The 18,742-nt window shown below is 71.7% G+C and carries 14 protein-coding genes and 1 rRNA gene; 7 read left to right on the plus strand and 8 right to left on the minus strand.

Translation table 11 applies throughout. The features are described from left to right. Positions 1-58: 58 nt before the first annotated feature. Positions 59-2,857, minus strand: coding sequence for a preprotein translocase subunit SecA (secA, locus tag ACWGE1_RS31630; RefSeq protein WP_453423880.1), 2,799 nt, complete (start codon positions 2,855-2,857; stop codon positions 59-61). A 241-nt stretch (positions 2,858-3,098) separates the two neighbouring features. Between secA and ACWGE1_RS31635 the strand changes: the two genes are divergently transcribed. Together ACWGE1_RS31635 and ACWGE1_RS31640 are read left to right on the plus strand one after the other, a co-directional pair. Then, positions 3,099-3,680, plus strand: a complete 582-nt coding sequence (locus ACWGE1_RS31635; protein ID WP_453423881.1) for a GNAT family N-acetyltransferase — start codon at positions 3,099-3,101, stop codon at positions 3,678-3,680. Between the two features lie 9 nt (positions 3,681-3,689). Beyond that, positions 3,690-4,862 (plus strand): winged helix-turn-helix domain-containing protein, encoded by a 1,173-nt coding sequence (locus tag ACWGE1_RS31640; protein WP_453423882.1) that lies wholly within the window; start codon positions 3,690-3,692, stop codon positions 4,860-4,862. A 37-nt stretch (positions 4,863-4,899) separates the two neighbouring features. Here ACWGE1_RS31640 and ACWGE1_RS31645 read toward each other — a convergent pair whose 3' ends face one another. The 6 genes from ACWGE1_RS31645 to mtrA all read right to left on the minus strand — a co-directional run bounded on the left by ACWGE1_RS31645 (position 4,900) and on the right by mtrA (position 12,252). After that, positions 4,900-5,643, minus strand: coding sequence for a response regulator (locus tag ACWGE1_RS31645; RefSeq protein ID WP_453423883.1), 744 nt, complete (start codon positions 5,641-5,643; stop codon positions 4,900-4,902). 235 nt (positions 5,644-5,878) lie between these two features. After that, positions 5,879-6,574, minus strand: coding sequence for a ribosome hibernation-promoting factor, HPF/YfiA family (gene hpf / locus ACWGE1_RS31650; RefSeq protein WP_453423890.1), 696 nt, complete (start codon positions 6,572-6,574; stop codon positions 5,879-5,881). Between the two features lie 326 nt (positions 6,575-6,900). Beyond that, positions 6,901-7,635 carry a ComF family protein gene (locus tag ACWGE1_RS31655; protein ID WP_453423891.1) on the minus strand — a complete coding sequence of 245 codons (735 nt, stop codon included), beginning with the start codon at positions 7,633-7,635 and terminating at the stop codon, positions 6,901-6,903. Between the two features lie 76 nt (positions 7,636-7,711). Then, positions 7,712-9,604: an LpqB family beta-propeller domain-containing protein gene (locus ACWGE1_RS31660; protein WP_453423884.1), complete on the minus strand. Its 1,893-nt coding sequence runs from the start codon at positions 9,602-9,604 to the stop codon at positions 7,712-7,714. After that, a complete protein-coding gene (gene mtrB, locus ACWGE1_RS31665; protein WP_453423892.1) occupies positions 9,594-11,495 on the minus strand; it encodes an MtrAB system histidine kinase MtrB in 1,902 nt (633 codons plus the stop codon). Before mtrB ends, ACWGE1_RS31660 begins: the two co-directional genes overlap by 11 nt. Positions 11,496-11,562: 67 nt before the next feature. Further along, complete coding sequence (gene mtrA / locus ACWGE1_RS31670; RefSeq protein WP_189747360.1) at positions 11,563-12,252, minus strand: two-component system response regulator MtrA; 690 nt, start codon at positions 12,250-12,252, stop codon at positions 11,563-11,565. 303 nt (positions 12,253-12,555) lie between these two features. Between mtrA and ACWGE1_RS31675 the strand changes: the two genes are divergently transcribed. Genes ACWGE1_RS31675 through ACWGE1_RS31695 form a run of 5 tightly spaced genes read left to right on the plus strand, consistent with a single transcriptional unit; the run spans position 12,556 to position 18,127 of the window. Then, on the plus strand, positions 12,556-13,872 hold the full coding sequence (locus ACWGE1_RS31675) for a hypothetical protein (RefSeq protein WP_453423885.1): 1,317 nt from the start codon (positions 12,556-12,558) through the stop codon (positions 13,870-13,872). A 4-nt stretch (positions 13,873-13,876) separates the two neighbouring features. After that, positions 13,877-14,539: a DUF4129 domain-containing protein gene (locus ACWGE1_RS31680; RefSeq protein WP_453423886.1), complete on the plus strand. Its 663-nt coding sequence runs from the start codon at positions 13,877-13,879 to the stop codon at positions 14,537-14,539. Then, on the plus strand, positions 14,536-15,834 hold the full coding sequence (locus tag ACWGE1_RS31685) for a DUF4350 domain-containing protein (protein WP_453423887.1): 1,299 nt from the start codon (positions 14,536-14,538) through the stop codon (positions 15,832-15,834). Before ACWGE1_RS31680 ends, ACWGE1_RS31685 begins: the two co-directional genes overlap by 4 nt. Continuing rightward, positions 15,831-16,817: an AAA family ATPase gene (locus ACWGE1_RS31690; RefSeq protein WP_453423888.1), complete on the plus strand. Its 987-nt coding sequence runs from the start codon at positions 15,831-15,833 to the stop codon at positions 16,815-16,817. The genes ACWGE1_RS31685 and ACWGE1_RS31690 overlap by 4 nt, the downstream gene beginning before the upstream one ends. Beyond that, positions 16,817-18,127 carry a DUF58 domain-containing protein gene (locus ACWGE1_RS31695; protein ID WP_453423889.1) on the plus strand — a complete coding sequence of 437 codons (1,311 nt, stop codon included), beginning with the start codon at positions 16,817-16,819 and terminating at the stop codon, positions 18,125-18,127. Before ACWGE1_RS31690 ends, ACWGE1_RS31695 begins: the two co-directional genes overlap by 1 nt. A gap of 545 nt (positions 18,128-18,672) precedes the next feature. Here the strand turns inward: ACWGE1_RS31695 and rrf are convergent. Continuing rightward, positions 18,673-18,742 (minus strand): 5S ribosomal RNA (gene rrf / locus ACWGE1_RS31700); the annotation flags it as partial.

Raw genomic sequence — 18,742 nt, forward strand, 5'->3', positions numbered from 1 at the left:
GGACACCCACGGTGTCCGGCCCCGGCCGACAGCTCCGGCTCAACCCGCCATCGGCGGGTTACTTCTTCCGGCGACGCCCGCCCGCGGCCTTCTGCGCCTTGCGCCGCTCCGCCCGCGTCATCCCGTCACCCTCGCCACCGGCGGCATCGCTCTCGAAGTCGCCCTCGATCACACCGCCCTCCCCGTCGACCGTCGGCGCCGAGAAGTGCAGCCGGTCCGGCCGCTGCGGAGCGTCCAGCCCCTTCGCCCGGATCTCCGGACGCGCACCCGCCGGCTCCTTCGTCAGGGACGGCGCCGCGTCCTGCACCGGAAGCTCCTCGACCTGCTGCTCGACCTGGACCTCCAGGTTGAACAGGTAGCCGACGGACTCCTCCTTGATGCCTTCCTGCATGGCGTTGAACATGTCGAAGCCCTCGCGCTGGTACTCGACCAGCGGGTCCTTCTGGGCCATCGCCCGCAGGCCGATGCCCTCCTGCAGGTAGTCCATCTCGTACAGGTGCTCGCGCCACTTGCGGTCCAGCACCGACAGGACCACGCGCCGCTCCAGCTCGCGCATGATCTCGGAGCCGAGCGTCTTCTCGCGCGTCTCGTACTGCTCGTGGATGTCGTCCTTGACGGACTCCGCGATGAACTCGGCGGTGATGCCGGCGCGGTCGCCCGCGGCCTCCTCCAGCTCCTCGATGGTGACCTTCACCGGGTAGAGCTGCCGGAAGGCGCCCCACAGACGCTCCAGGTCCCACTCCTCGGCGAAGCCCTCGACCGTCTCGGCCGCGATGTACGCGTCGATGGTGTCGTCCATCATGTGGCGCACCTGGTCCTGGAGGTCCTCGCCCTCCAGGACGCGGCGGCGCTCGCCGTAGATGACCTCGCGCTGGTTGTTGAGGACCTCGTCGTACTTCAGGACGTTCTTGCGCGTCTCGAAGTTCTGGGTCTCCACCTGCGACTGGGCCGACGCGATCGCGCGCGTCACCATCTTGTTCTCGATCGGCACGTCGTCGGGGACGTTCGCCATCGCCATGACGCGCTCTACCATCTGCGCCTTGAACAGGCGCATCAGGTCGTCGCCCAGCGACAGGTAGAAGCGGGACTCGCCCGGGTCGCCCTGTCGGCCGGAGCGGCCGCGCAGCTGGTTGTCGATGCGGCGCGACTCGTGGCGCTCGGTGCCCAGCACGTACAGCCCGCCGAGATCCTTGACCTCCTCGAACTCCGCCTTCACCGCGGCCTCCGCCCGGGTGAGCGCCTCGGGAAGGGCGTGCGCCCACTCCTCGATGTGCTCCTCGGGGTCCAGACCGCGCTGGCGCAGCTCGGCCTCGGCGAGGTCGTCCGGGTTGCCGCCGAGCTTGATGTCGGTACCGCGGCCGGCCATGTTCGTGGCGACGGTGACCGCGCCCCGGCGGCCGGCCTGGGCGACGATCGTCGCCTCACGGTCGTGCTGCTTGGCGTTGAGCACCTCGTGCGGGATGCCGCGCTTGGAGAGCTGCTGGGAGAGGTACTCGGACTTCTCGACCGACGTCGTACCGACGAGGATCGGCTGGCCCTTCTCGTGCTTCTCCGCGATGTCGTCGACGACGGCGGCGAACTTCGCGACCTCGGTCCGGTAGATCAGGTCCGCCTGGTCCTTGCGGACCATGTCGCGGTTGGTCGGGATCGGGACGACACCGAGCTTGTAGATCTGGTGGAACTCGGCGGCCTCGGTCATGGCCGTACCGGTCATGCCCGACAGCTTCGAGTAGAGGCGGAAGAAGTTCTGCAGGGTGATCGTGGCGAGGGTCTGGTTCTCGTCCTTGATGTCCACCCCTTCCTTCGCCTCGATCGCCTGGTGCATGCCCTCGTTGTAGCGGCGGCCGGCGAGGATACGGCCGGTGTGCTCGTCGACGATCATGACTTCGCCGTCGATGACGACGTAGTCCTTGTCGGCCTTGAAGAGCTCCTTGGCCTTGATCGCGTTGTTCAGGTAACCGACGAGCGGGGTGTTCACCGACTCGTAGAGGTTCTCGATGCCGAGCCAGTCCTCGACCTTGGCGACACCGGTCTCGTGGATGGCGACGGTGCGCTTCTTCTCGTCGACCTCGTAGTCGCCGGTCTCCTCGATGCCCTTCAGCGGCTGGCCGGCCTCGCCCTTGGTCAGGCGGGTCACCAGCTTCGCGAAGTCGCCGTACCACTTCGTGGCCTGGTCGGCCGGGCCGGAGATGATCAGCGGGGTACGGGCCTCGTCGACCAGGATCGAGTCGACCTCGTCGACCACGGCGAAGTTGTGGCCGCGCTGGACGAGCTCGTCCTGGGACCACGCCATGTTGTCGCGCAGGTAGTCGAAGCCGAACTCGTTGTTCGTGCCGTAGGTGATGTCGCTGTTGTACTGCTCACGGCGCTGGGCGGGCGACATGTTCGCCAGGATGCAGCCGACGTTGAGGCCGAGGAACTTGTGCACCCGGCCCATCAGCTCGGAGTCGCGCTCGGCGAGGTAGTCGTTCACCGTGATCAGGTGGACGCCCTTGCCGGACAGCGCGTTCAGGTAGGCGGGGAGCGTACCGACGAGGGTCTTGCCCTCACCGGTCTTCATCTCGGCCACGTAGCCGAGGTGCAGCGCCGCGCCACCCATGATCTGGACGTCGTAGTGCCGCTGGCCGAGGACGCGCTTGGCCGCCTCGCGTACGGTCGCGAAGGCCTCGGGCAGCAGGTCGTCCAGGCTCTCGCCGTCCTGGAAACGCTGCTTGTACTCGTCCGTGAGCGCTCGCAACTCGGCGTCGGAGAGGTTGACGAAGTCCTCTTCGATGGAGTTGACCTGGTCCGCGATGCGGTGCAGTTTGCGCAGGATCTTGCCTTCGCCTGCACGCATGAGCTTGTTGAAGACGGACACCGAGGTTTGTCTCCTTGCCGGTCGGGCCTGGGCACTGTACGTACACGGGCACGGCAGGTGGGCCCCACCGCAACGGCCATCGTAAGCGAGGACGTGGCCGCGTCGGGAGGTCCGCCGTTCCCGTGAAGGCACGGGTGCCCGGATTGAGAACGTACGGGGGACACCGAAGGTGCCGCATCGCCCCGAGGGATCACCGAAAATTGTTCGCCGCGTGCCGCGCGACGGCAGCAGAATTCATTGCATGGAGCCAACGACCCTCAGCACGGACCGACTGATATTGCGGCCCTTCGTCCCCTCGGACGAGGAAGAGGTGTACGCCGCCGCACAGGACCCGGACATCCAGCGCTGGACGTTGGTCCCCTCCCCCTACGGGCACGAGCACGCGCACGCCTTCGTGAACGAGATCGTCCCGAACGGCTGGCGCGACGGCACGGCCTTCTCCTTCGCCGTACGCCTCGGGGCCGGCGGAGCCCTGGTCGCGGCCGTCGGCGTGCACATCCACGGCGCGGAGAGCCACGAGATCGGCTACTGGGCGGTCAAGGAGCACCGGGGCCGGGGCTACATGACCGAGGCGGTCCGGGCCGTCGCCCGCTGGGCCTTCACCGAGCTGGGCGTCGGACGCCTGGAATGGCGCGCCGAGGTGGGCAACGCGGGCTCGCGCGCCGTGGCCGAGCGGGCCGGCTTCCGGGTCGAGGGACTCCTGCGGGCCGGCATCCAGCAGCGCGGCACCTACCGCGACTGCTGGGTCGGCTCCCTGCTCCCCTCGGACCTGGGCCTCCCCTCGTCCCTGCCCTACCTGCCCGCTGTCAGTGGCACCCCATAGTCTTCGGGGATGACTTCGGGCACCGCTTCGCTCTCCCTGTCCGCCGACGAGGCCCGGCGCATCGCCCTGCGCGCGCAGGGCTTCCTCGGCGCACCCGACCGGCGCGGCGGGGTCCGCGGGGTCCTGCGCCACCTGGGCGCCGTACAGCTGGACACCATCTCGGTCCTGGCCCGCTCGCACGAGCTGATCCCGTACGCGCGCCTGGGCGCGGTGGGCCGGGACACCGTGGAGAAGGCGTACTGGTCGGACCGGCACGCCTTCGAGTACTGGTCGCACGCGGCCTGCATCCTGCCGATCGAGGAATGGCCGCATTTCGCCTTCCGCCGCCGGGCCAACCGGGCACGCGGCCACCGCTGGCACGTCCTGGAGAACAAGGAGCACTCGACGCGGGCGGTCCTGGACCGGCTGGCGTCCGACGGCCCGCTGACCTCGACCGAACTGGGCGGCGCCAAGAACGGCGGCGAGTGGTTCGAGTGGTCCGAGACCAAGATCGCGGTGGAGTGGCTCCTCGACACCGGCGAGGTGGTGTGCAGCGAGCGCCGCGGCTGGAAGCGCGTCTACGACCTCCCCGAGCGGGCCGTTCCCGACGCGCTGCTCCACGACGACCTGGACGACCGCGAGTGCGTACGGCGTCTGGTGGCCCTGGCCGGCCGCTCCCTGGGCATCGGCACCCGCGCCGACATCGCGGACTACCACCGCCTCAAGGGCGAGCAGTTCGACGCGGTGATCGCGGACTCCGGACTGGTCCCGGTCGAGGTGGAGGGCTGGTCCAAGCCGGCGTGGGCGGACCCGGCGGCGCTCGCGCAGACCCCCAGGGGCCGCCACCGCACCACGCTGCTCTCGCCCTTCGACTCCCTGGTCTGGGACCGTCCCCGGACGGAGCGGATCTTCGGTTTCACGCACCGCCTGGAGGCGTACGTCCCCAAGCCGAAGCGGATACACGGGTACTTCGCGATGCCGCTGCTGGCGGGCGGCCGGCTCCAGGGCCGCGTGGACCCGGCCCGCGAGGGCCGCACGCTGGTCGCCCGGCAGCTCTCGCTGACCTCCCCGAAGGCCGCCGGCCCGATGGCGCAGGCACTGCGGGAGGCTGCGGAGTGGGTCGGCTGCGAGGACGTGCGCGTCGAGCGCGCGAGTTCGCCCGCGGAGGCGGCGGCCGTCACCTCGGAACTGGCCGCCTTGTGAACCCTCCGCTCGGCGCCGTCCGGTCGGCACCCTACGGTCAGCGGATTTCGAGGATCTTTTCCCGCATCGCGTAGACCACGGCTTCCATCCTGGAGTGCAGCTGCAGCTTCTCCAGGATGTTGCGGACGTGGTTCTTCACGGTGTTCTCGGAAATGAACAACTCCTTGGCGATATCACGGTTGTTCATACCGGTGGCCACCAGTTTCAGGACCTCCAGTTCCCGGTCCGTCAGTCTCGGCGCGGGCACCAGCCGCCGCTCGTCGGTCCGCTGGATCATCGACTTGAACTCGGTGAGCAGTTTCGACGCCATCGACGGGCTGATCTGCGACTGGCCGTCCGCCACCGCCCGGATCGCCGTGGCCACCTCGTCCGTCGAGATCTCCTTCAGGAGGTACCCGGTCGCGCCCGCCTTGATCGCGTCGTAGAGGTCCGCCTCCTCGTCGCTGATCGTCAGCATGATGATCTTCGCGGAGGGGGCCACCTCCTTGATCGAGGTGCATGCCTCGATCCCGCCGCGCCGGGGCATCCGCACGTCCATCAGCACGATGTCCGGAAGCAGATCGGCCGCCTTGTCCACGGCCTCCGCCCCGTCCCCCGCCTCACCGACGACCTGGATGTCCTCCTCCTGCGCGAGGACGATCTCCAGTCCCCGCCGGAACAGCGCGTGGTCGTCGACCACGAGCACCCTGATGGGCTCCCCGGCGGGCTCCGCCGCCGGGTCCGCCCCGCGGCAGCCCGCGCCGCCGTCGTCCCCGCGCACCGGCCCGAAGGTGTCCGCCATCGTTCCTCCCCCTGCATGTGCTCAGTTGCTGGGCCAACCGGACACACACCGCAGCCGGTTGACTGCACGCCATGATTCCATGCCCGCACCACGGCGCGGGGGCCATAAGTGAGCCACCTGGCGCATATCCGTCGCACACCCGGCATGCAGGTGCCCCCGCACGGGCGCCGGAGCGCCTGCGCGGGGGCAGCGAACTGATGTGCCGAGTCGATCTGCCGAGCCGGTGTGCCGGGCCTCAGCCGCCGAGCGCGCCACCGGCGCCGCCCCGCGGCTCCTCCGAGCTGGAGGCACCGTCGGGGTTCACGTGGATGACGCCGTAGTCATAGGCGTGACGGCGGTAGACGACGCTGGGCAGCTTCGTCTCGGAGTCGACGAACAGATAGAAGTCGTGGCCGACCAGTTCCATCTCGTACAGGGCCTGGTCGAGCGACATGGGTGTGGCCGAGTGGGTCTTCTCGCGGACGACGAGCGGGCCTTCGCCCTGCACCTCGATGGATCCGATCCGGGTGATCGGCACCCCGTCCGTCTTCTCCTCCGACACCGGCTGGCCACTGCCGTTCAGCGACGCGACGCCCGGCACGACATCGGCGACCTCTGCCGCCGAGAGCCGGCCGTTGCCACGGCGGGTGTAACGCTTGTCGTGCTGCTTGCGCAGCCGGGCCTCCAGCTTGTCCTGAGCCAGGTCGAGCGCCGCGTACGCGTCGGCGGCGGCGGCCTCGGCACGGATCACCGGGCCCCGCGAACGCAGGGTGATCTCCACGCGGTCGGAACGGTCGGCCTGACGCGGATTGTGCTCCTTGGACACCTCGACGTCCAAGCTGATCACCTTGGCGTCGAGCTTCTGGATCCGCTCCGGATTCAGCTTCTCGGCCACGTGCTTGCGGAACCGCTCGGGCACCTCGGTCTTGCGGCCCTTGACGACGATGTCCACGCAGAACTCCGTTCCCGGATAGCTCCGCCCGACGGGGCGAAGCGTCTCCCTTTCGCACCAGACTCCGGTGAAGGCCGGAGCCTCGGACTTGGCGACTTTCACCTCCTCCTCCCCCATCGGCAAGATCAACACCCCACCGACTTCGGAGTCGAGAGACAGCCTCCTGAGTTCCTTACAACCGAACATATCCCTGTATGGCGGTTGTCGGCACCCGCTACCGGAATGTACTTCCAGCGAGGTGGCTGTTGCCTCTCACTACCTGCAACGATGGGCCTTCCCCGCCAGTTCCAAATCTATTCACAAGATTTTTGTTCTGTCCGAGTTGTTCAAAGGCCCGGCGCCCGTTCGATCCGTCTGAACGAGTCCGCCTGCGCGGCCACCACCGCCGCCCGCAGCACCGCCCCCGGACCCCCGGCCAGTCCCCCTGCGCGCACCGCCCGCGCCGCCTCCGCCAGCGTCGCCCCCGTGGTGATCAGGTCGTCCACGAGCACGATCCGGGCCCCGTCGGTGAGCCGCCGCCCGCCCCGGCGCACCGCCAGCGCCCCCGTGAGGTTCTCCCGGCGCTGCCGCGCCCCCAGCCCCGCCTGGTCCGCCACCGCCCGCCGAAGCCCCAGTACGGGCGCCACGCGCGCGGGAACACCGGCCCGCCGCAGCCGCCCCGCGGCCGCCAGCGCGATCCTGCGGGCCGGATCGTGCCCGCGCGCCCGGACCTGCCGCCGCGCCGACGGGACGGGCACCAGGGCCACCTCCCCCGCACCGCCCGCCTCCCGCCTCCCGCCCGCCAGGACGGCCTGGGCCAGGGCGGCGCCGAGCACTCCGGCCAGCGGCAGCGCCCCGCGCTCCTTGTGCGCCAGCAGGAGGCTCCGTACGGCCCCCTCGTAGACGGCGGCGGCCCACACCACCGGCAGTCCCCCGGGCCGCGGAGACGGCCCGACCGGGCCCGCCCCGGCCCCGCCCAGCGCGTCCCGGCACCCGGCGCACACCAGCACCCGGACCGCCCCACAGCCGGCGCAGTCGACCGGCAGGACCAGCCCGGCGAGCTCCCGCCACCACCACCGCACGGCTCCACGCATGGCTCCACACTGACGGGCCGGACCGCAGTCCGCGACCCCTGTGGACAACCGTGCGCGCCGCAGGTCAGCCCGGGTAGACCGGAGCTCCGCCGCCCGCGGTCACCGTGCGCCACTGCGCACCCGGCGGCAGCCAGACGATCCCGTCCTCCGAGAACGCCACCACCGGCTTCGGCTTCGCCTCGTCCTCCGTGGCCGCGACCGCCACCTCGGACAGCCCCGTCGCCCCCGGCAGGCTCGCCGCGACCATCGAGCCGTCGGCCAGCATGTAGCGGGCCTGCTGCACGCCGCCGCTCTCCCGGCCCACCACGAGCAGCCGCCCGCGCGGCGCCCAGCTCATCGCCGTCACGTCGGCCATCTGCGGAGCCGCAGGGCGCAGCTCGCGCACCGACACGGCGGAGAGGTCCCCCTTGGCGTCCGGCCGCTCGATCCGCCCGACGTACAGGGTCTTGCTGTTGTCGGGCTGCTCCACCAGCAGGGCGATCCGCGCCCCGTCGGCGGACACCTTCAGCGAGGCGATCCGCCGGCCGTCGAGCCCCGCCACCTGCACCTTCTGGGGCGCTGCGGTGCCGCCCGGCACCCGCCACAGCCCCGGGTTCTGCGGATCGCGGTCCGCGACCCACACATCGCCCGAGGCGTCCCAGCTCGGCGCGGTCAGCGCGGCCGACTTGCCGCCCCTGCCGATCGCCATCGGCTGCGGCATCGGCCCGGCCCCGACCAGCGACACGACGTACAGCCCGTGCCTGTCCTCGGAGACCACGGCGGCACGCCGCTCGTCGTGCGAGACCGCCGCCGAGTTCAACTTGAACAAGGGAGGGGTCGTCAGCGGCCCCGGCACCGGTTCGGTGCGGGTCTGCTGGTCCTCGCTGCTCACGTCGAGCTTCATCCGCACCAGCCGCTTCTCGTTGTCGACGAAGTACTGGTACTCGGGGATCTTGGGCCGGTTGGCGATCGCGGCCGCGCTCACCTCGGTCACCGAGCACAGCGACGACGACTTGTCGTCGGAGCGCAGCAGTTCGACCTGGTCGAGCCGAGAGCCCGTCAGGTCCTTGACCGTGTAGAGGAGTTGGGTGGCCATCTTCTTGCACTGCGGCTGCGCGACGTTGTCGGCCTTGTCGTTGAGCGGCACGCGCAGCGTGTTCTGGCCGTCGTACGAAAGGGACTTGGTGCCCGTGCGCAGTTCCGTACCGGTGGGGAAGCTGGACTCCACGACCGGGGCGAGCCAGCGCGACGGACCCGCGAGCAGCGACTGCACGGTCTGCGTGGTCGGGTCCATCCGCGAGTCCGGGTCGGTGCGCTGGCGCACGTAGACCGGGTCGGCGACGAGCGTGCCGCCCGCGAAGTAGTACTTGTTGACCGGCATGTAGATGCGCTGGAAGTCCGACTCGCTGAGCACGAGACCGCTCGGCGGCGTCGAGATCCGCCACTGCTTGTCCTCGTCCTGGACGAGCTGGAGGAACTCCTCGTACTCCCTGGCCCCGGTCTGCGGCTGGTACGCGCTGTGCTCGTCGACGGTCGCGAGCTTCTTGCCGGTCACCTTCCAGCGGGGCCCGTCGGGGTCCTTCTCGCCCCGGGTCGCGACCCGGTTGAGTCCGGAGGAGAGCACGGTGACGGCGGAACCGGGCTTCCAGTTCTTCGCGGCGGCCACGGTGAGGTACTTGCGGGCGGTCTCCAGCTGCGGGTCGTCGCTGGTCATCGCCTCCAGGAAACCGTCGACGATCTCCGCCGGGCTGGCCTTGTCCGCGGGCGGTACACCGAACACCCGGACCTGCGAGTCCACGCCCTGCGAGGCCTGCACCGGGCGGATCTCTCCGCTGTCGGGCATCGAGGCGCAGCCGGCCAGCAGCAGCCCGGCCGCTGCGAAGGCGTACGCCCGTACGGTGCGCAGCCGTCGGCCCCTCGCCCGCACGGTCCCTTCCCGCACGGCCCCTTCCCGCGCGTCCAAGGGCTCAGCGTCCATCGGCTCGGTCCTCCTGTTGTGCCTGCTCGGCCGGGCGGGCCACGACCCGGGCCCCGTTGCCCGGCAGCGCCGTCGGGTCGGCGGGCACCGGCACGGCACCGGCGACGGCCGAGCGCGGCGGTATCGGCGAGCGGCCACCGGCGTCGGCGGGCGTACGGTCCCCGGCGCCGCCCGCGGCACCGGCGGCGGCATCGGCCGCGGCCCTGGCCCGGTTGGCGCGGGAATCCTCGGGCTCCAGCGGAATGGGCGAGCCCCGCAGCGGCTCGTCGGCCGTGCGCGGCAGGGTCAGGCGGAACTGCGAGCCGCCGCCCGGCTCGCCCCAGGCCTGCAGCCAGCCGCCGTGCAGCCGGGCGTCCTCGACGGCGATGGACAGGCCGAGGCCGGTCCCGCCGGTCGTGCGCGCCCGCGCCGGGTCGGCCCGCCAGAAGCGGTTGAAGACGCGGGTGGCCTCGCCGGGCTTCAGCCCGACGCCGTAGTCCCGTACGGCGACCGCGACGGCCCCGCCCGCGGACGCCAGCCGGACCACCACATCACGGCCCTCGCCGTGCTCCACGGCGTTGACGACGAGGTTGCGCAGCACCCGCTCCACCCGGCGGGCGTCCGCCTCGGCGATGACCGGCTGGGTGTCGCCCAGCACCCGGATCCGGGTGCCCTTGTGCTCGGCGAGCGGCTCGGCGCCGTCGATGACCCTGCGCACGACGTCGCGCAGGTCGATGGGCTCGGCCTCCAGGGCCGCGGCCCCGGCGTCGAAGCGGCTGATCTCCAGCAGGTCGGCGAGGAGCGACTCGAACCGGTCGAGCTGCCCGGCGAGCAGCTCCGCGGAGCGCGCGGTGATCGGGTCGAAGTCGACCCGGGCGTCGTGGATGACGTCGGCGGCCATCCGTACCGTCGTCAGCGGGGTGCGCAGCTCGTGCGAGACGTCCGAGACGAAACGGCGCTGCATCCGGGACAGCTCCTCCAGCTGCTGGATCTTGTTCTGGAGGTTCTGCGCCATCTTGTTGAAGGCCTCGCCCAGGCGCGCGATGTCATCCTCACCGGTGACCTTCATGCGCTCCTGGAGCCGCCCGGCCGAGAGCCGCTCGGCGATCCCCGCGGCCATCCGTACGGGGGTCACCACCTGGCGCACGACGAGCCAGGCGATGCCGCAGAGCAGCACGACGACGAACATGCCCGCGGTCACGATGGTGACCTTGATCAGGTTGAGGGACTCCTCCTCCTGCGTGAGCGGGAAGAGGTAGTACAGGTCGTACGGATCGCCGTTGATGTCCGAGAGCCGCTTGCCGATGACCAGCGCCGGCTCGGGCTCCTTCTTGCCGTCCCCGCTCGTGTACCGGATCTCCGAGAAGGTCTTGAAGGCACCGGTGGCGTGGTTGACGGCCCGGCGCAGCGGCAGCGGGACGCTGGCGGTCGGGTCCACGTTGCCGGAGGCGCGGGCGCCCTTGACGCCCTGCACACCGGGCAGCGCCTGCTCCCCGGTACCCGCACCGAGCGCGACGACCTCGAAGGCGGTCTGGCCACCACTGGCCAACTGCTTGACCAGGGAGTTCATCCAGGTACTGGCGTCCCGGCCGACCTTGTTGTCGGTGGCGTCGGGCCCGTCCACCGTGGCCGGGGCGTTGGCCTTCTCCTGCGCCACCGCGAAACCGCCCGCGGCCTGGCTCTGCGCCGCCTCCTCCTTGGCATCGAGGAGACCCTTGCTGACCTGGGCGATGACGACGAAACCCAGGGCGAGGACCACGGCGAGCGAGATCAGCAGGGTGGCGGCGACCACCCGCAGCTGGATGTTGCGCCGCCACAGCCGGACAGCCGGGAGCAGCGGCCGGCGCGCGAGGCGCACGAAGAGCCGGATGACGCGGCTGCTGGACGCGCCACCCCGGAAGAGCCGGCCCATGCGCAGGTGGCCCCGGCGGAAACCGCGCGGGCCCCTGCCGGACGTGCCGGACGTGCCGGACTGCACGTCAGCTGGGTCCGGCCTTGTAGCCGACACCACGCACCGTCACGACGATCTCGGGCCGCTCCGGGTCCTTCTCGACCTTGGAGCGCAGACGCTGCACATGCACATTGACCAGACGGGTGTCCGCCGCGTGCCGGTAGCCCCAGACCTGCTCCAGCAGCACCTCACGGGTGAACACCTGCCAGGGCTTGCGCGCGAGGGCGACCAGCAGGTCGAACTCGAGCGGGGTCAGGGCGATGGAGGCACCGTCCCGCTTGACCGAGTGCCCGGCCACGTCGATGACCAGGTCACCGATGGCCAGCTGCTCGGGTGCGGGCTCCTCCGACCGGCGCAGACGGGCCCGGATCCGGGCCACCAGCTCCTTCGGCTTGAACGGCTTCACGATGTAGTCGTCGGCCCCGGACTCCAGACCCACGACGACATCGACCGTGTCGCTCTTGGCGGTGAGCATGACGATCGGCACGCCGGACTCGGCCCGGATCAGGCGGCAGACCTCTATGCCGTCCCTTCCGGGCAGCATGAGGTCGAGCAGCACCAGGTCCGGCTTCGCCTCCCGGAAGGCAGCAAGTGCCTTGTCACCGTCCGCTACGAACGACGGCTCAAAACCTTCTCCACGCAGCACAATGCCGAGCATCTCGGCCAGCGCGGTGTCGTCGTCGACGACAAGGACGCGTCCCTTCATGGTTGACATCATCCCATTAGCTAATCGTTACCCGGCGGTGAGCTGTCCCACAGCCAAAAGGGCTGGAAATCGACCCTCGGACCTGCGTGGAGATCAGCTCCACCAGTCTGCCCCCGATCGGGTCGATAATTGAAGGTACGGGCTGCCGGATGCCCCGCAGCACCACCCGGGACTGACCAACCGCTCAGGATCACCCCCAACCGCCCGCCACCGCACGCGATCCGCCTCCACCCCCTACTCCGTTCGGGCCCCCCACGTGGCACGATGGCAGCGACCAGCGCCCCCGCCGCAGCAGGCGCACCTGAAGGAGCGACGATGAACGACTCTCCGGGCTGGGCTACGCCCGGATCCTCTCCGTCCGACGACGAGCGGCCGGGAACCCCTGCCGACCGTCCGGGCACCGAAGGCGGCGCACCGCAGCCCAGCCCGCCCGCACAGCCCGCCGGCGACCCGAAGTGGTCCGCCGAGCAGCCGCCGCCCGGTCAGTGGTCGAGCCCGGGCACCGGTCAGGCCCCGCCGCCCGCCGCCTCCCCGCAGCCCGGGACGGGCTGGGGCGCGTACCCGCAGCAGCCCGGCCAGGCCCCGTACGGCGGCCAGGGATGGCAGCAGCAGGGCGCCTGGGGCAAGCCCCCGGCCGCCAAGCCCGGCGTGATCCCGCTGCGCCCGCTGGGCCTCGGCGAGATCCTCGACGGCGCCGTCGCCACCATCCGCACCCACGCCCGCTCCGTGCTGCCCATCAGCTTCACCGTCGCCGTCTTCGCGGTCCTGGCGATCACCCTCCTGCAGGGCTTCATGATGGACCGGCTCGGCGACCTGGAGGGCAACACCTCCCCCGACGCCGACGAGGTCGTCAGCGCCCTGTCGGGCACCCTGGTCGCCGGCGCCGGCGCCCTCGTCATCACCTTCTTCTGCACCATCGTGGCCACCGCCATGCTCACGATGATCTACAGCCGCGCCGTCCTGGGCCGACCCTCCTCCGTCGGCGACGCCTGGCGCGAGAGCCGCCCGCAGCTGCTCCGGCTGATCGGCCTGACCGCACTGATCGCCATCGGCGGCGGCGTGATCATCGCCATCGGCTTCGTCCCGGCCGTCATCGCGGCCGTCGCCGGCATGGCCACGGGCGGCGTCGTCGCCCTCGCCGTCTTCGGCGGCCTCGCCGGCTTCGCCGCCTGGACCTGGCTCTACGTCCGGGTCAGCCTCTCCCCGTCCGTGCTGATGCTGGAACGCAGCACCGTCCTGCGCAGCCTCAGCCGCTCCGACAAGCTGGTCCGCGGCTCCTGGTGGCGCATCCTCGGCATCACGCTGCTCGCCGGACTCATCGGCGCCGCCGTCGAATTCGTCATCGGACTCCCGTTCAATGTCGTCGCACTCATCAGCGAGGGCGTCTCCGGCGGCTTCGGCCCCGACACGACCTCCATGAGCTGGACGTACCTGACGATCATCGGCATCGGCTCGGTCATCGCGACGACCATCACCCTGCCCTTCAAGGCCGGCGTCTCGGTCCTCCTCTACGTCGACCAGCGCATCCGCCGCGAGGCCCTGGACCTGGAGCTGGCCCGCGCCGCGGGGGTCGAGGACTACGGCACCACCCCCGGCGCCCCCGGCACCACGCCCCCTCCAGCCGGAAGCTGATGCGATGACCAGCCCGGGGGGACTGCCCATCAGCGAGACACCGCCGGTGACGACACCGCGCGACGCCGCCCGCGAGGCCGCCGAACGCGAACTGTCCAAGACGATGTACCACGAGAACGACCCCAGCCTGCTGGACCGCGCCCTCAGCCGCTTCCTCGACTGGGTCGACGACCTGTTCAGCGCCGCCTCCGGGGCGACCCCCGGAGGCACGCTGGGCATCGTCGTGATCATCCTGCTGATCGTGCTGGCCGTGGCGCTGCTGTGGTGGCGCCTCGGCACCCCCGCGAAGGCCGCCGCCGGCACCGGCGCCCTGCTGGGCGAACGGATCCGCACCGCCGCCGACTACCGCACCGAGGCCGAGGCCCACGCCACCGCAGGCCGCTGGACCGAGGCCGTCCAGGCCCGGATGCGGGCCCTCGTCCGGTCCCTGGAGGAGCGCACCCTGCTGGACCCCCGCCCCGGCCGCACCGCGGACGAGGCCGCCGCCGAGGCCGCGGCCTGCCTGCCGGCCCACGCCGCGGACCTCCGAACGGCCGCCCGCGTCTTCGACGACGTCACCTACGGCGGCCGCGCCGCCGACCAGGCCATGTACACACGCCTGCGCGACCTCGACACCGCCGTCGAACGCACCCGCCCCGCCCTCGCCGGAACGGAGGCCACCGCATGACGGACCCTCACGGCCCCGTTCCCACGGGCCACGCCACCGGCATGACGCACCCTCAGGCCCCCGGCGCACCCGGCCCCGACGCCGCCCGCACCGACACCCACCCCGCCCCCGCGCCGGCCACCACCTCCACCGCCCTCGGCGCCGCCGCCGTCTGGCGGCGCGCCCGCGGCCCCCTCCTCGCCCTCGGCGTGCTCATCGCCACGGGCATCGCCGTGGCCGTCTTCAACTCCGGCGAGAACCGCGGCGCCCTCGACCCCCGGTCCGCCGACCGCAGCGGCAGCCGCGCCGTCGCCGAACTCCTCAAGGAACGCGGGGTCACCACCCGGGTGGTGACCCGCACTCAGGACGCCGTGGACGCCGCCGGACCCGGCACCACCCTGCTCGTCACCAACCCCGGCCTCCTCGCCCCCCAACAGCTTTCCGACCTCAAGGCCGCCATAGACCTGTCCGGCGGACGCACCGTCCTCGTCTCCCCCGGCCGCACCACCCTGACCACGCTCGCCCCCGGCGTCCGGACCGGCCCGGCAGGCTCCGACGAGCTCCTCGGACCCGACTGCGCACTGCCCGCCGCCCGGACCGCCGGCTCCGCCGAGACCGGCGGCCGCCTCGGCTACCGCACCGACGACCCCAGGGCCGCCTCCTGTTACCCGGACGGCGAGCACGCCACCCTGCTGCTCCTGCCGTCCCGGGCCGGCGGCGACACCGTCCTCCTCGGCTCCGGCCGCATCCTGGAGAACGAACACCTCGCCGCCCACGGCAACGCCTCCCTGGCCCTGCAGACCCTCGGCAGCCGCCCCCAGCTCGTCTGGTACCTGCCCTCCCCCGCCGAGGCCGTCGCCGCCGGCGGCACCGGGACCGGGGACAAGACCCTCCTCGAACTCGTCCCGTCCGGCTGGTCCTGGGCCCTGCTCCAGCTCTTCGTCGCCGCCGTCCTCGCCGCCCTCTGGCGCGCCCGGCGCCTGGGCCCCCTCGTCACCGAGAAGCTCCCCGTCGCCATCCGCGCCTCCGAGGCCACCGAGGGCCGCGCCCGCCTCTACCGCAAGGCCGACGCCCGCGACCGCGCCGCCACCGTGCTGCGCGCCGCCACCCGCGAACGCCTGGCCGCACTGGTCGGCGTACCGCACAACCGGGCCCACGACCCCGCGGTACTGGCCCCGGCCGTCTCCGCCCGCCTCTCCGGCGGCCCCCGGGACGTGACCACCCTCCTCTTCGGCACCACCCCCTCCGACGACGCGGCACTCGTCGCGCTCGCCGACCACCTCGACGCCCTCGAAAGAGAGGTCCGTACGTCATGACGTACCCGGCCACCGAGTCCACGGCTGTGACCGCGGACAGCGCCCGCGCTTCCCTCGAAGCGCTCCGCACCGAGATCGGCAAGGCCGTGGTCGGCCAGGACTCCGCCGTCACCGGCCTCGTCGTCGCGCTCCTGTGCCGCGGCCACGTGCTCCTCGAAGGCGTCCCCGGCGTCGCCAAGACCCTCCTCGTCCGCGCCCTGGCCGCATCCCTCGAACTCGACACCAAGCGCGTCCAGTTCACCCCGGACCTGATGCCGAGCGATGTCACCGGCTCGCTCGTCTACGACGCCCGCACCGCCGAGTTCTCCTTCCAGGACGGGCCGGTCTTCACCAACCTCCTCCTCGCGGACGAGATCAACCGCACGCCGCCCAAGACCCAGTCCTCCCTCCTCGAAGCCATGGAGGAGCGCCAGGTCACGGTCGACGGCACCCCCCGCAAGCTGCCCGACCCCTTCCTCGTCGCCGCCACCATGAACCCGGTCGAGTACGAGGGCACGTACCCCCTCCCGGAAGCCCAGCTGGACCGCTTCCTCCTCAAGCTCACCGTCCCCCTCCCCTCCCGCGAGGACGAGATCGGGGTCCTGACCCGCCACGCCGCCGGATTCAACCCCCGCGACCTGCACGCCGCGGGCCTGCGTGCGGTCGCCGGCCCGGCCCAGCTCGAAGCCGCCCGCAGGTCCGTCGCCGAGGTCTCCGTCTCCCCCGAGATCGCCGGCTACGTCGTCGACATCTGCCGCGCCACCCGCGAATCGCCGTCCCTCACCCTCGGCGTCTCCCCCCGCGGCGCGACCGCCCTGCTGGCCACCTCCCGCGCCTGGGCCTGGCTCACCGGCCGCGACTACGTCACCCCCGACGACGTCAAGGCCCTCTCCCTGCCGACCCTGCGCCACCGCGTCCAGCTGCGCCCGGAAGCGGAGATGGAGGGAGTGACGGCCGACGCCGTCATCACGGCGATCCTCTCCCACGTCCCCGTCCCGCGCTGATGGCCCTCACCGGACGCGCCGCCCTGCTGGCGGCCCTCGGCAGCATCCCGGTCGGCATCCTCGAACCGAGCTGGGCCGGGATGCTCGCGGTCAACGGACCGATCGCACTCGCCTGCGCGGTCGACTACGCCCTGGCCGCGCCCGTACGCAGCCTCGTACTGGCCCGCTCCGGAGACACCTCGGTCCGCCTCGGCGAACCGGCGGACGTCCACCTCACCCTCACCAACCCCAGCAGCCGCAAGCTGCGGGCCCGCGTCCGCGACGCCTGGCCCCCGAGCAGCTGGCTCCCGGGCACGGAAGCCGCGGCATCCCGCCACGAGGTGGTCGTCCCCGCAGGCGAACGCCGCCGGCTCACCACCCGGCTGCTCCCCACCCGCCGCGGCGACCGCCGGGCCGACCGCGTCACGATCCGCTCCTACGGCCCCCTGGGCCTGTGGGCCCGCCAGGGCTCCCACCTGTCCCCGTGGACGGTCCGGGTCCTGCCGCCCTTCACCAGCCGCAAGCACCTCCCGTCCCGGCTGGCCCGCCTGCGCGAACTCGACGGCCGTACGAGCGTCCTGACCCGCGGCGAGGGCACCGAGTTCGACAGCCTCCGCGACTACGTCCCCGGCGACGACACCCGCTCCATCGACTGGCGCGCCACGGCCCGCCAGAACAAGGTGGCCGTCCGCACCTGGCGTCCCGAACGCGACCGGCACATCCTCATCTGCCTGGACACCGGCCGCACCTCCGCCGGCCGCGTCGGCGACGCCCCCCGCCTGGACTCCGCGATGGACGCGGCCCTGCTCCTCGCCGCCCTGGCCACCCGCGCCGGCGACCGCGTGGACCTGCTGGCCCACGACCGCCACCCCCGCGCCCAGGTCCAGGGCCGCTCGGCCGCCGACATCCTCCCGTCCTTCGTCAACGCGATGGCCCCGCTGGAGCCGGAACTCGTCGAGACGGACTCCAGGAACCTGGTCTCCACCATCCTCCGCAGCGCCCCGCGCCGGTCCCTGGTGGTCCTTCTGACGAGCCTGGACGCGTCCCCGATCGAAGAGGGCCTGCTCCCCCTGCTCCCGCGTCTCACGCAGCGCCACACGGTCCTGCTGGCCTCGGTCGCCGACCCCCATGTCGCTGCCATGACAAACGCACGCGGCACGGTGGACGCGGTCTACGAGGCCGCCGCGGGCACCCAGACCCAGTCCCAGCGCCGCCGCACGTCCGACCAGCTCACCCGCCACGGCGTCCACGTGGTCGACGCCACCCCGGACACCCTGGCCCCGGCCCTGGCCGACGCCTACCTGGCCCTGAAGGCCGCCGGCCGCCTCTGAGACCTGTGAGCTGGATAGGCTGGTCGAGCACCCACCAGGAGGAGATCATGGGTGACCTCACCCCCGAGCAGATGCGCCGCATGCACGACTTCGCGGAGCAGCTCGCGGAGCTGGCCGAGCACCAGGAGGACCGGTGGAAGGTGCAGACCACCGACGGTCAGATCTTCCTCACGATGATGAGACCCACGGCGCCCCACGGACTCAGCGTCGTACGGCTGCGCCGCCAGATCGAGGCCCAGACACCAGAGGTGGTCATGGCTCTCAACGACACCGACATGGGCGATCCTCAAACCGGCCTGACCAAGGTCCCCGATCTCATGGTCATCGCCGAAGAAGACACCGATGACACGGCAAAGGTCGTCAACTCTCGCGATGTCCTGATGGTCGTGGAAGTCTTCTCCCGTACGAATGGACTGTGGACACGAGCAGCCTCAAGAGCTATCCCGCCGACTGGTGAAGCCCGGGCCGGCTTCTCCACCGGACGCACGGGCCGTGAACGCAGAAAAGCCCCGCACCATAAGGTGCGGGGCTTTCCCACAATGATTGTTCGGCGGCGTCCTACTCTCCCACAGGGTCCCCCCTGCAGTACCATCGGCGCTGAAAGGCTTAGCTTCC

The sequence above is a fragment of the Streptomyces sp. NPDC054932 genome (assembly GCF_053610205.1).